Origin of the sequence: secondary endosymbiont of Heteropsylla cubana (assembly GCF_000287355.1) — a bacterium.
Classification (GTDB): Bacteria; Pseudomonadota; Gammaproteobacteria; order Enterobacterales; family Enterobacteriaceae.
Map to the genome: position 1 here is coordinate 873,358 of NC_018420.1, position 14,754 is coordinate 888,111.

Below are 14,754 nucleotides of genomic sequence, written 5' to 3' on the forward strand. Positions count from 1 at the left end.
AAACAGTCATTTTAACATACTGACAGGAAGTAACTTTTTATTTAAAAAATATTGTTTAAAAAACAAGAGCGAGAATTTTTCCTTCTCACTAAAATAGTGAAGCATAAAAATTATTAGTTTATTGATTGGTAATAAATACATCTTTAGTACGTATATAACGAAGACATGAAGAACAAAATTTTCATTTTATTCGATGAATATTTTTTCACCCATCCAAAAAAAATAGACAAAGAATGCTAATAATAAATAGGCAATAAAATGTTTTACAAGATATTCGAGGTTGATAATGTATTAAGTTCAATAGATATGATCATTACTCGGCAATATTGATATGAGATAAAATCTTTTTTAAGGTATATAAAATTGATTTACAGTAATAATGGATTAATTTGCTTTATACATATTGCGTTTTGAAAAAACACGAATGTTTTTAAAACCTGTCAAAGACCAACAAACCATAATTCGTCAAAGGTTAAAATACGTTATAAAGAGTCTTTTTAGCGGTAATGATATCACGAGTTTACCTCTAAACTTGTCATATGATTTATTGTTCCAAAGTAAATAGTTAAAATCGTTATCGCGTATTTTTTTGAATAGTTTAGCTTATCTGATAACTTTATCCAACTCTTAAAGACTTACCTTAATGTTAAGTAGTTCGGTAGTAAACTAATCTTTTCTGTTTAGCTACCTATACTAGAATAAAAAAACTAGAAACAACTGATGTGTAATTATAAAAATAATATTATTAATGATTATTAAGATTACATTAGTAGTATTTTTAAATTAACTTTAGATCTATAATTGGTAGATCAGAAAAACCAGGTTATTGGTTCTAATAGAAAAGAGCTGTTATTAGATAAAATTTTTATCTCTGATCCATTATAAGAAAAGAATAAAACCATATTATATAATATGGAATCTATTTTTTTTCTTGAGTTGGTTTTTCTGCCCCTTTTGATAGGCTTATAGAATAAAGATATTTTATCCTGATCTTATAGAGATCTTAATTCAAAAAAATATAGTTACTAGAATTTATCCTTATTGTCTCCAAAAAAATTAATCCATTAGTATATTGTAGCATAATAACTACATCTTTTGGTTAAAAAGGCTTGTTTATTCATATATAAATTACATTTATCATTCGATAATATCAACTAGTTTTTTACAATAAAAAAACCTCTAAAAGAAGCAAATAAATTGTATAGAAATTAAAATATTTTAATATTAATTAAATAAAAATGTTTATTTTTTTTAAGTAATACGGACCAATCCATCTATTGATAGATGTGACACATAAATCACATTTATATAAACAATGAAATTATACACAAATATTAAAATTAAATATTTAATTATTATCTTTCAGTTAGGAGAAAGAACGTGACAAGTTTTGTTTCCGCAATTTTCTTAGATCGTGATGGAACTATTAATTATGATAAAGGTTATGTTCATAAAGTTGAGGATTTCCATTTTTTTGATGGAGTAATTGATGCTATGAGAGAATTAAAAACTATGGGGTTCGCCTTAGTAATAGTAACAAATCAATCTGGGCTAGCTCGTGGTTTTTTCAAAAAAGATCAGCTAATAAGTCTTATAAAATGGATAAATTGGTCTCTTTTAGATTATCGAATTGATCTCGATGGACACTACTTTTGTCCACATCATCCGCTCGGAATAATTAAAGAATTACGCAAGAAATGCAATTGCCGTAAACCTAAGCCTGGAATGCTACTAACTGCACAGCGCCATTTACATATCGACATGACAACTTCTTACATGGTGGGCGATAAAATAGAAGATATGCTCGCAGCGAAAGCAGCAAAAGTGAATATGCGCGTTTTAGTTCGCAGTGGTAACACTGTAACAAAAATAGCTAGTAAAGCTTCAGATTGGATAATTGATAGTCTCGCAACACTACCTGCTGTTATTAAACAACAACAAAGAAAACAATAAATTTCACGTAAAAGTAAGCATTTATTTCAAATAATATAGCCACTTTATAAAAAATAGATATTTTTTTTGAAAGGTAGCGATATGTTGTAAATAAACCCATTCATCAAATTTATGACAAGCACTTTAATCACTTATTTTTCGATAAAATCGAGAAAAATCTTTTTATTTATAATAAACTGATTTCTATCAATATAACATTAAGTTTTATATCTTGAAGAAAGCTTTTTAGAGCGTCATATAGAGTCTACACTTAGTTTATAGTATAAAATGGAGCTTCTTTGCCAACAAGATTTTAATCCTCAAGTCTATTACTAGAACGATATTCAACTTTTCTATTACACATTCGTATCTGCGCATAAACCGGAGATCTCTACACTTATACTGTTCGAATCGAATATACGGGATATGTTGAGGTATAACCCCACAAAAAAAATAGAGGTTTATTTATATATGGCAACTACTATTTCCATTCGTGACTTGCTCCAGGCTGGAGCTCATTTTGGACACCAAACGCGCTATTGGAGTCCTAAAATGAAAGATTTTATCTTCACTGCTCGTAATAAGGTTCACATTATCAACTTAGAAAAAACTGTCTTTTTATTTCAAAGCGCCTTAATGGAACTTAATAAAATCGCTTATCGAAAAGGTAAAATCCTTTTTGTTGGAACAAAGCGTGCTGCAAATAACGCGATACAAGAAGCAGCAGTTAGTTGTGATCAATTCTTTGTTAATCATCGCTGGCTAGGTGGAATGTTGACCAACTGGAAAACGGTTCGTCAATCTATTAAACGTTTAAAAGATTTGGAAATTCAGTCGCAAGACGGTACATTCGAGAAGCTTACTAAAAAAGAAGCGTTGATTCGTACTCGAGAATTAGAAAAGTTAGAAAAAAGTCTGGGTGGTATAAAGAATATGGGCGGATTACCAGATGCCTTATTTGTTATTGATGCAGAACATGAACATATCGCTATTAATGAAGCAAACAATCTTGGAATTCCAGTTTTTTCTGTAGTTGATACTAATTGTAATCCAGCGGGAATAGATTTTATTATTCCAGGTAATGATGATGCTATTCGTGCAATCAATCTCTATTTGAACGCTGTAGCTACTACAGTTCGAGAGGGGCGTCATCATGCTCTAGAAGAGCAAAGTGAAAAAATTTTTCAGAAACTAAATAACTAAAAAATATTATTATCAGAATTTATTTAGATTGATCTTGAATAATTAAACCAAGAGGGTCGTTTATTAGATCTTTTTTTGTATATAGTTTTAACATAGCATCATAAGGAAAATATAATGGCGTATGTTACCGCTAATCAAGTTAAAGAACTACGCGAACGTACTGGCGTAGGGATGATGGAATGCAAAAAAGCACTAGTTGAAGCGCAGGGTAATATTGAAATAGCTATTGATAATATGCGTAAAGCAGGTCGGGCTAAAGCTGCAAAAAAAATGAGTCGTATTGTAACAGAGGGAATTATTCTCATCAAAATCGCCAATAATAAAAAATATGGCGTTATTATGGAACTAAATTGTGAAACTGATTTTGTTGCTAAAGCTCATGATTTTAAAACTTTTGGTAATGAAGCGATTAGTGTAGCATTAAATGAATCTATTAAAGATGTTAAAACTCTTAATGTTAGATTAGAAGAAGATCGTACTACGCTGATCAATAAAATTGGAGAAAACATTGATATTCGCCGCATTAGCATTTTAGAAGGTGAACTTCTGGCTTCTTATCTACACAATGAGCGCATTGGCGTTATAGTGTCTGGAAAAGCTGATACAGAACTATTAAAACATATTGCCATGCATATTGCAGCTAGTAAACCAGAATATGTACATACTGATGATATCCCATCTAAAGTAGTAGATCGTGAATATCAAATTCAACTCAACATCGCCATGCAATCTGGAAAACCCCTTGAAATAGCAGAGAAGATAGTAGCAGGGCGTATGAAGAAATTCAGAGAAGAAATATCTTTAACTAGTCAAAATTTTGTGATGGATCTAAGTAAAACTGTTGGTCAATTGCTTAATAAAAATGATTTTAAAATAAAAGACTTTATTCGTTTTGAAATTGGAGAAGGTATTTAAAGAAAAGACGCTTTCTTTTATTAATAAAATAAATATGGTAAGTAATAGATAAAACAATGCGCAGCTTGTTTGTCGTAGTTGCGCATAAATAATACCTTGATAGGTTTTTTAGATACGCTAACTGTATAAACCTCATTTAAAATGACTTGGTTAACTCTAACCATCTAATTCTTTTCGAGGAAGAAAAATGGTAAAAAAAGCAACACCCATTTATCAGCGTATTTTATTAAAATTAAGCGGTGAGGCATTGCAGGGAAATACAGATTTCGGTATTAACGCTAATGCATTAGAGAATGTGATTCATGAGGTAAAAAAAGTAATAGAACTTGGTGTTCAAGTTGGTGTCGTCGTCGGAGGTGGTAACTTATTTCGCGGTGTTCGGCTTGTAAAAACTGGTATGAATCGTGTTGTCAGCGATCATATAGGAATGTTAGCAACCGTGATTAATGGACTTGCGATGTGTGATGCATTACGTAGTGTTAATATTAAATCTCATTTAATGTCAGCCGTTTCTATAAATGGAATCTGTAATAATTATAATTGGGCCAAGGCTATAAAGTTGCTTTGTGATAACGATATTGTAATTTTTGTGGCGGGAACTGGAAATCCTTTTTTCACTACAGATTCAGCTGCCTGTTTACGCGGTATTGAAATCAAAGCTGACGCGGTCTTAAAAGGAACGAAGGTAGATGGAGTATATTCGGCAGATCCGGAACAGCATGTAGATGCTACTTTTTACGAAAAACTAACTTATCAAGACATTATTAAAAAAGAATTAAAAATAATGGATCTGAGTGCATTTTCTTTAGCGAGAGATTATAATTTACCAATATGCGTCTTCAATATTAACAAACCTAATGCCTTACATCGAGTGGTTATGGGTGATAAAGAGGGTACTTTAATCACTCACTCAATAGACAAATAAATCAAATTAGCTATCCTAAACTCTATTTGAATTGCTCAGCTTTAAGGGTTCGCAACGTGCTAAATACAATCATTAACAACACCGAAATACGTATGAAAAAATGTGTAGATGTCTTTGAAAACCACATGAAGAAAGTCCATACAGGACGCGCTTCTTCGCACTTGCTAGATAGTATTCAGATAGAATATTACGGTTCTTTAACCCCATTATATCAGCTCGCAAATGTTGTTGTAGAAGATTCTTGCACTCTAGCTATTACTGTCTTTGATCCGAATCTCGTTCCAATTATAGGTAAAGCTATCATGAAATCTGCTTTAGGGCTCAATCCAGTTTGTACTGGTATAGTAATTAGAGTACCTCTTCCGTCTCTGACTGAGGAACGACGAAGAAATTTGATAAAGTTTGTTCGAACCGAGGCAGAGCAGAGTAGGATATCCATACGCAATATTCGCCGAAATGCTAATGAAAAAATAAAAATGCTTTTAAAAGAAAAAAATATCGACATAAACGAAGATCGTCACTTCCAAAATAAAATTCAGACACTTACAGATACCTGGATTAAAAATCTTGATAATAGTCTAGCTAAAAAGGAAGCGGATTTAATAAAAGTTTAATATAGTTAAAACTATCAAATTTCGTATTAACCACCCTCCTAAATAGATGTGCATTGCAATGTTTATAATAAAAATATATATAATTTTATTTGATTACATCAGAATAGACACTTTTTTTATCCTTCTAACGCGGTACAATAAAGCAACTTTATGCGGCATTTGACGATTCTTGGTAGTACGGGTTCAATTGGTACCAATACGCTTGCAGTGATAAAGCAAAATATTAAACAATATACAGTGCACGCATTAGTTGCGGGTAATAATGTTAAATTGATGACCAAACAGTGCCTGTATTTCTGTCCTGCTTATGCATGTATGGCAGATTCAGCTTCAGCTCGAATTCTTAAAACTAATCTGGAAGAAGCTGGTATGGCCACAGAAGTACTATCTGGCATACAGGCAGCTTGCGAACTCGCTGCGCTAGATGAAATAGACACCGTAATGGCAGCCATTGTTGGAGCGGCTGGGCTTGCTGCAACACTTTCAGCGCTACGCGCTGGTAAACGAGTTTTATTAGCTAATAAAGAAGCTCTTGTAACCTGTGGTAGATTATTTATGCAAGAAGCACATCGCAATAATGCTCGCCTCTTACCAGTAGATAGTGAGCATAATGCTATTTTTCAGAGTTTACCTGAAGGACTTCGACACAAGTTAGGTTCCGGTTCTTTAACGGAATATGGTGTGTCACGTATCGTTTTAACTGGATCTGGCGGCCCTTTTCGCTTAACCCCGCTTGGGGCACTAGCCAATATGACGCCACAACAAGCCTGTGCACATCCCAATTGGTCAATGGGTCAAAAAATTTCAGTAGATTCAGCCACGATGATGAATAAAGGTTTAGAATATATAGAAGCGCGATGGCTCTTTAATGCGGACGCAGAACAGATTGAAGTATTATTACATCCTCAGTCAATTATTCACTCTATGGTACGTTATACTGATGGAAGTGTTTTAGCTCAACTCGCTCCTCCTGATATGCGAATACCAATTGCTAACGCAATGGCATATCCAGAACGGATAAAATCCGGTGTCAAACCATTAGATTTTTTACATCTTGGTAGCTTAAGTTTTGCACATCCTGATACTGAACGTTATCCCTGCTTACAACTTGTTTTTGACGCTACCCAACAAGGTCAAGCTGCGACTACAATACTTAATGCGGCTAATGAAATCGCAGTTGCAGCATTTTTACATGGCGACATTCGTTTTACGGATATCGCTTCTGTAAATCAATGGGTGTTAGAGAAAATTAGTCTTCCTGAACCAAATACTTTAGAAGAAGTGTTTGCCATTGACATTCAAGCTAGAGAAAAAGCTCGTCAAAGTGTTATTCATTTTAGGCTTTAATGAGATTTAAATATAGGAATTAGGTTATGATAACTACTATTCTTGCGCGCACTTGGTAATCTAAAAAACATAGTTAATAAATTAATTTATTGATAAATCGATTTTGTAAACCACGAACTTTATTCCTATATCAAATTTATTATTATCGCGATATGAATATTCTTTAACATATCGAATATAGTTATCTGTTATCATTTTAATATTAAAAGATTTTTACTAATGTAGAATGCTTCCGTAAGAATAAAAATTTAGTAGAATCAACATTCTAATATAGAAATTTTCCTGAAATCTACTCTCAATAAAATTGATTTTTTATCTACTTTTATTGTTTTTAAATGAAACTAAGTTTTCACAACTTAATTAAATGTTAACAACATATCTATTATGTTTGTATATCTATTAATAATAAAATAGCAGTTTTATTGCTTGCTTACAAAAATGTCATCATAGACTGCTAGTTATTCCAATAAGAAGTCAGTTAAATAAGTTTTATTATAAATTATTACATTTTAGACTTTTAGTCTAATTTAAACATTTCTTTGTTTAGTCCCATATGTCGTATTTTTATACATTTTTTCTTTTTTTTTATTGATACTATAATGTTAGTTAGATATAAAAAAAATTTAATTATAGGTCGGTTTTTTTATTAATTTATTCTTTCACTTACTTACAGAGTTACAAGTAATCGAGAAAATATAATAGAACCTCAACAAAATTCAACAATAGACCCCCTCTGTGAGGATTCAAATGTATTAAAAAAAATAAATAGATGATTCCGTTATTTGTAAGTTTTTTTTCATTTTCTACAACAAAGATGCATGACTATTATTTTACTTACTGAAAAGTAGTACCAATTAACAGTGTTTTATAAAATATTATTTTTTTTAAATTTATCTAATGATTATGACTTGTAAACAAGTGGCACTATTAAAAAAATATTTTTTTCAAAAAAAAAATAGTCTCGTAACAAGTTTTGTTAATCATCTAACAATCTTACCTTATGCAATATTTTTTCTGGATTGATGATAGAACCCGTTAGTTACAACCAAATCCGATTAGTTAAAATTAAATAATAAATAAAATCGTTTGTTTTTTTAATTATTTGATAGAATAAGAAACATAAGATAGGTTACTCTAAAATAAGCAAGAATTTAAATATTCATTCATTTATCAATTCATATCCAAGTAAAATACTATTAATTAACTATATAAGGAATGTTGTTAATGTCATTTAATATTCTTTAAGAATTAATAACCAATTAAAATACTTAACATATAGATTCTATGGTAACTTTATAAGAATAATTAGCTTGAAACTTAATATATTTCATAATCTTTCATCTCTACTTTTGTTTGTTACCTAATAGAATTCTATAGTGTCTATATATTTAGTTGATATAACTAGTTAATTAAAATTAGTCATAGAATACATATCAATATAGTTTTTACACATTTATGAACCTTTCTTCGTTCTAATAAATTTTGGTATCTTAGTAAGGAAATATGTGAGAGTAATGTTCTCTAAAAATAAAAAATCTGAACAAGAATTACCTTTCTCCTCACCACGCCATGTAGCTATTATTATGGATGGAAATGGACGATGGGCTCAAAATCGAGGAAAACTACGAGTTGTTGGTCATCAAGCTGGCGTACAGTCTGTACGCTATGCTGTAAATTTTGCTATTAAGCACCGGTTTCATGCTTTAACGTTATATGCATTTAGCAGTGAAAACTGGAGTAGACCGAAACAGGAAGTCTCTGCTTTAATAGAATTGTTTGTCTGGGCGTTAGATGGAGAAATAAAAATTCTTCATAAGAACAATATTCGATTACGCATCATTGGTAATATTGTAGCATTTCCTTTGCATTTGCAGGAGAGAATTCACCGTTCTGAAAGATTAACTTGTACAAATGATGGCTTAAATTTAAATATTGCTGCAAATTATGGTGGACGTTGGGATATTATCCAAGGGGTGCAGAAGATTGCTTCACGTGTTAAAGCGGGTATACTTCAACCTGATGAAATCAATGAACAGATTTTTTGCCAAACATTGTGCATGAATGAGGAACCCCCGGTAGATCTTGTTATTCGCACTGGAGGTGAATATCGAATTAGTAATTTTCTGTTATGGCAAATTGCATATGCAGAGTTATTTTTTACCGATGTGTTATGGCCAGATTTTAATGATGTCATTTTTGAAGAGGCTTTAAATGCTTTTGTACAACGTGAGAGACGTTTTGGTAAGACTATTCCTAATGATGTGAATTTATGTAATAGGGAAAAAATATGAAATATCGTTTAATTTCTTCCTTTATTTTAATAAATATAGTTATTGCCGCAATGTTTCTTTTATCACTAAGAGGTTTTTCTTTAGCTGTTGGTTTAGTATGTATTCTAAGCATGTGGGAGTGGGGTAAGCTGTCTGGATTAACCAGTTTCAAGAAAGTGATTATTTTAAAATTTTTTTTTGGGTTTTGTTTAATTTTTATAACAAAAATTATTCACCCTGATCTGCCATACATGAATTTCTGGCAGGTGCGATATATTTTTAAGGCTTCTATAATTTGGTGGATTTTAGCTTTTATTTTAGTCTTTTTCTACCCACGCTCAGCAAGGCTATGGATTGGATCTCAAGCTCTGCGATTAATATTTGGATTTCTAACCATTATACCTTTTTGTTTAGGGGTGCTAATTCTTCGTCAATACCGTTATGATATTAACGAGTTCAGCGGAGCTTGGTTACTATTATATCTTATGGTGCTTATATGGAGTGCTGATTCTTGCGGTTATATATTTGGGTGTGCTATGGGATGTCATAAACTAGCACCTAACGTTTCCCCTAATAAAACGTGGGAAGGTTTGTTAGGTGGATTACTTATATCTACAATGCTCGTTTTTTTATTAGGAAAATATGTATCGATTGGTATTTCGCCGCTTAGGTTGATTATTGGTTCAATAGTTGCAATTTTAGCGTCCGTTATAGGGGATTTAAGCGAAAGCATGTTTAAACGAGCATCTGGTGTTAAGAATAGCGGCTACTTAATACCTGGTCATGGAGGAATTTTAGACCGTATAGATAGTTTAACTGCAGCTGTGCCAGTATTTCTTTGTTTAATACTAGAAGTGTTTTAATGTTGTTAAGTATATAAGTCTTGAACGACGATTAATTAAATATACATGAATAACGCACTCTTAGTTTAAGATTTAGGATTTTTATCCTAAATTAAAGGAATGTTTAAAATAATATACAGTTCATCTATAATTTATTTTATATTGACAGGTTTTTGACTGTTATATTGACGAAAATACACAGCGAGTGTTATTTTTTATCATTTAAAAAAATCATAGCATAACCTCCCGATTTATATTTTTTATTATCTATGGAGAATTTTTTATTAACTCCAATATTTAACTTTAAATAAAGTTTCCTATAAGCTCTTTGGGAAGTTTTGTCAATTAAAGAATCAAAAAAAATAAACACTTTCTTCTTAGAGAAGAGGGGGGGGGTAAACATTCAAAAAAAACAAATTAAAGATTTTATATAAATCAATTTCTCTGAAACTGCTATAACATATCGATCATCTATTCAGACTTATCTTAATAGTAATTTAATTAATACTTAGTAAATTAATATAAATGAAAGTTATCGAAAAAAACGGTAAAGTTTACCTAAATAGTTCATTGTTAGATATAGCAATGCCCCCCCTAATTATAAATTGTATAAAAACTGCTCGTCTCACAAAATAAAAATAATTTATTAAATATATTTATTTTATAAGTATAACTTAAATATTAACAATTATTTTTAAAATAAGGAATTATATTGATAAAGCTCGATGTTTATATAAATCATCGAGTAGTTCAGATAGCTGTCTTTGATGTAGATAAAATCTTTTTAAAGGAACGTGTCTTAATTTTTAATTTATTAAGATACAAGTAACTGAATTAATTGTCATGATGATGTATTTATCAAAATAACGTTGTTAAAATTTCAGGAATATATTATAGATTTAATGAAAATAAATTTAATCTTAGGGGCTAAGAACTAGCTGATTTTATGTAATAACTCTATGGGAATTTTCTTATGTTGCATTTTTTTTGGAACTTTTCTACATTTCTTTTAGCAATGGGTATGTTAATAACAGTGCATGAATTAGGGCATTTTTTGGTAGCTCGGTGCTGTAAGGTAACTGTGGAATGTTTTTCTATAGGGTTTGGAAAAGCTATTTTTCGTTGGCGCGATAGACTAGGCACAGAATATATTATCGCTGCTATTCCCTTAGGGGGTTATGTTAAAATGTTAGACGAACAAACATCTAACATTCTACCTGAAAATCGTTATAGAGCGTTTAATCAAAAAAGTATTTGTCAACGTGCTGCAATAATTGCAGCTGGACCGATCTTTAATTGTTTATTTGCTACATTGCTTTATTGGATAATATTTCTTATCGGAATCCCAATCTCTCAACCAGTTATAAACACATCAATGGCGAATAAATATGAAAATTTATCACCTATAAGTTTAAAACCAGTTAAGCATGTCAAAGATTTTAATATACATGATTCACAAATTGATAAGAAAGCATATAACAATGATGAATCATTAGTTTCAATTCTACAAGAGTTAAAAAATCATCTAGTAATTTCTGAAATTCAACCTCATTCGGCAGCAATGAAATCTGGTTTACAGGTTGGCGATACAATCATTGCAGTCAATGATATAAAAATGACTTCATGGGAAAAATTTATATGCATCATACGAGACAACCCCGGTCGTATACTTAAAATAGGTATTCTACGAAAAAATGAACTATTCAATATAACTCTCCAGCCTGATAGTAAACTTGTTGGAAAGGATAAAATGGAAGGTTTTATTGGAATATTACCATCTATAAGTTTTTCACCATTAGATCTTAAGACTATTCAGCAGTACAGTCCTATAGAAGCTTTTCATCTCGCTGTAAAAAAAACGTGCTATATCATTTACCTTACAATCAATATGTTAAGCAAATTAATAACAGGGCATGTCAATCTAAATAATTTAAATGGTCCTATTTCTATTGCTAAACACGCGGGGATCTCCGCAGATTACGGTATAATTTGTTACCTAATGTTTCTAGCATTAATGAGTATTAATTTAGGTGTTGTCAATTTATTCCCTTTACCGGTTTTAGATGGTGGCCATTTAATCTTCTTAATACTAGAAAAACTTAAAGGAAAAGCAATTTCAACACGAATGCAAAACTTTAGTTACCGTATTGGTTCAATTGTGCTGATACTGTTAATGGGTTTAGCAATTTTTAATGATATTTGCAAACTTTAAAAATGAGATAATATTAGGAAGAGCCCATATACCACCATGTCGATAAAAAAATTATTTATACTGTTATTACTTTTAACCAGCCCTAGTATATATGCTGAAAAAGGATTTATTGTAAAAAAGATTCATTTCGAAGGACTTCATCGAGTGTCTGTTAGTACAGCCCTGCTCAGTATCCCGATCAAAATCGGGATCGAGATACAGGACAAAGACATTACTAATACTATCCATGCTTTGCTCGCTACTGGACACTTCGAAGATATTCGGGTGCTACGTGATCAAAGCATATTGATAATACAAGTCAAAGAATATCCGATTATTTCACGTATTACCTTCATTGGTAATAAGACAATAAAAAAAGATCTTCTTAAACAATCTTTAGACAATCAAGATATTCGAGTTGGAGAACCCCTCCATTTTAGCAAGATTTTTAACACAAAAAAAAGTCTTGAAGATTTTTTCTATAGCTCTGGAAAATATAATACAACGATAAACATTGAAGTCATACCTGTGCCGAATAATCGCGTTGATCTTAATCTGGTTTTTAAAGAAAGCGCATCGGCTAAAATTCAGAAAATTAATATTGTCGGAAACCATGTTTTTACAACCAATGAGCTGGTTTCAAAGTTTAAATTACACAACGAAATTCCATTGTGGGGTGTTGTAAGAGATCGCATATACTGCAAACAAAAGTTAGCCGATGATCTAAACATCCTAAGAAACTTTTATCTAGAACATGGTTATGTTTGTTTTAATATTTATTCCACGCAAATTAGTTACACCCCTGATAGAAATAGTATCTATATCACTATCAATATTACCGAAGGTTCGCAGTATAAGCTATCAGATATTGTGTTAGATGGAAATATGGGTGAATATTCGACTAAAATTAGACAGTTAATACAGCTCAAGAGGGGAACTATATATAATGGATCCCATATTGCGAGTATACTAAATAGTATAAAACAATTACTGGATTCTTATGGACATGCTTATCCACGCGTAGCAATTCAACATAAAATTAACGAAAAAGATAATACAGTAAAACTTTATATTAATGTTGACATAGGAGAACGTTTCTATGTTCGACAAATACATTTTAAAGGCAATAATATTACGAAAGACGTTGTTTTACGACGTGAAATGCGTCAGATGGAAGGTTCCTGGCTCAGTAATAATCTTATCCGTCAAGGTAAAAAGCGTATTAATCGACTGGGATATTGTGAAATTATAGAAAGCGAAATGCAGCCTGTTTCTAGTTCCCCTGGTCAAGTAGACCTTATTTATAAAGTCAGAGAGTCCAATACTGGTAGTATTAACCTTGGTGTTGGAATGGGAACCGAAAGTGGAGTAAGTTTTCAATGCGGAATCCATCAGGATAACTGGTTGGGAACTGGTAATGCTATTGGTTTTAGTGGTACTAAAAACGACTACCAAACTTACGCTGATCTTTCGATGACAAATCCATATTTTACGATAGATGGAATTAGTCTAGCTGGAAAAATTTTTTATAATTACTTCCATGCCGATGATGCAGACTTGTCTGATTATAATTTACGAAGCTATAGTTCAGGAGCTACGCTTGGTTTTCCTATCAGTGAGATCAATATGCTACATTTTGGTCTAGATTACGTGCATAATGAACTAAATAACATACAACCACAAGTCACTAGATGGCGTTACTTAAATAGTGTTGATGTTACGCCTAAAGTGATGTTTTCTAATAATAAAAACAGCGATTCTAGTATCGTAGCGAATGATCTCTTTTTGTCAATGAGTTGGAACTATAACAACTTAAATAGAGGATTTTTCCCAACTAGTGGTTCACGTGCGACTCTTAACGCCAAAGTGACATTGCCTGGTTCTGATAACGAGTATTATAAAATTACTTGTGATGCTAATCATTATTTTCCTATGAATAAGATGGATACATGGGTTCTTTTGGTTCGTCTCCGTTCCGGATACGGGGGAAGTTTAAGAAGAAAAGAGATGCCATTTTACGATAACTTCTATGCAGGAGGGGCGAATACTGTCAGAGGATTCGGATCTAATACAATCGGCCCAAAAGCAACTTATTATAACTGCAACACACATCACACTCAGTGTAGTGATTGTAAGTTAATCAACTCTAGCGATGCCATAGGCGGTAATGCAATGGTGATTGCTAGTGCCGAACTTATCGTACCCACCCCATTATTAAGTAAAAAATATCCTCATTCTATCCGCACTTCTTTGTTTATTGATAGCGGTACTGTATGGGATTCTAATTGGAACAATACCATTGATACCCGAAAAGCGGGTATTTTAGATTACAGCGATAAAAGCAATATCCGAATTTCCACTGGTATTGCGTTGAAATGGATTTCACCATTAGGGCCTCTAGTATTTTCTTATGCAAAGCCAATTAAAAAATACAATAGCGATAAGTTAGAGCAGTTTCAGTTCAATATTGGCAAAACGTGGTAATATTAGATCAATTTGTAAAAAGCCTACCATT

At 31.7% G+C, this 14,754-nt stretch carries 10 protein-coding genes; all 10 read left to right on the top strand.

Features of this window, described 5'->3' with window-relative positions; all coding sequences use genetic code 11:
• The first annotated feature begins 1,380 nt into the window (after nt 1-1,380).
• The 10 genes from gmhB to bamA all read left to right on the top strand — a co-directional run bounded on the left by gmhB (nt 1,381) and on the right by bamA (nt 14,723).
• Complete coding sequence (gene gmhB / locus A35E_RS02345) at nt 1,381-1,953, top strand: D-glycero-beta-D-manno-heptose 1,7-bisphosphate 7-phosphatase (RefSeq protein WP_014889081.1); 573 nt, start codon at nt 1,381-1,383, stop codon at nt 1,951-1,953.
• 450 nt (nt 1,954-2,403) lie between these two features.
• Entirely contained in the window at nt 2,404-3,135 is a 732-nt protein-coding gene (gene rpsB / locus A35E_RS02350) for a 30S ribosomal protein S2 (RefSeq protein WP_014889082.1), read from the top strand.
• A gap of 114 nt (nt 3,136-3,249) precedes the next feature.
• Nucleotides 3,250-4,050, top strand: coding sequence for a translation elongation factor Ts (gene tsf, locus A35E_RS02355; RefSeq protein ID WP_014889083.1), 801 nt, complete (start codon nt 3,250-3,252; stop codon nt 4,048-4,050).
• Nucleotides 4,051-4,237: 187 nt separating this feature from the next.
• Nucleotides 4,238-4,975, top strand: a complete 738-nt coding sequence (pyrH, locus tag A35E_RS02360; protein ID WP_014889084.1) for a UMP kinase — start codon at nt 4,238-4,240, stop codon at nt 4,973-4,975.
• 92 nt (nt 4,976-5,067) lie between these two features.
• Nucleotides 5,068-5,589 carry a ribosome recycling factor gene (gene frr / locus A35E_RS02365; protein WP_407635090.1) on the top strand — a complete coding sequence of 174 codons (522 nt, stop codon included), beginning with the start codon at nt 5,068-5,070 and terminating at the stop codon, nt 5,587-5,589.
• A gap of 150 nt (nt 5,590-5,739) precedes the next feature.
• Nucleotides 5,740-6,936 (top strand): 1-deoxy-D-xylulose-5-phosphate reductoisomerase, encoded by a 1,197-nt coding sequence (gene ispC / locus A35E_RS02370; RefSeq protein WP_014889086.1) that lies wholly within the window; start codon nt 5,740-5,742, stop codon nt 6,934-6,936.
• 1,514 nt (nt 6,937-8,450) lie between these two features.
• Complete coding sequence (gene ispU / locus A35E_RS02375) at nt 8,451-9,227, top strand: (2E,6E)-farnesyl-diphosphate-specific ditrans,polycis-undecaprenyl-diphosphate synthase (protein ID WP_044105138.1); 777 nt, start codon at nt 8,451-8,453, stop codon at nt 9,225-9,227.
• Nucleotides 9,224-10,069 carry a phosphatidate cytidylyltransferase gene (locus A35E_RS02380; RefSeq protein WP_014889088.1) on the top strand — a complete coding sequence of 282 codons (846 nt, stop codon included), beginning with the start codon at nt 9,224-9,226 and terminating at the stop codon, nt 10,067-10,069. The genes ispU and A35E_RS02380 overlap by 4 nt, the downstream gene beginning before the upstream one ends.
• Before the next feature lie 952 nt (nt 10,070-11,021).
• Complete coding sequence (gene rseP / locus A35E_RS02385; RefSeq protein WP_014889089.1) at nt 11,022-12,260, top strand: RIP metalloprotease RseP; 1,239 nt, start codon at nt 11,022-11,024, stop codon at nt 12,258-12,260.
• Nucleotides 12,261-12,296: 36 nt separating this feature from the next.
• Nucleotides 12,297-14,723 carry an outer membrane protein assembly factor BamA gene (gene bamA / locus A35E_RS02390; RefSeq protein WP_014889090.1) on the top strand — a complete coding sequence of 809 codons (2,427 nt, stop codon included), beginning with the start codon at nt 12,297-12,299 and terminating at the stop codon, nt 14,721-14,723.
• Nucleotides 14,724-14,754 lie beyond the last annotated feature (31 nt).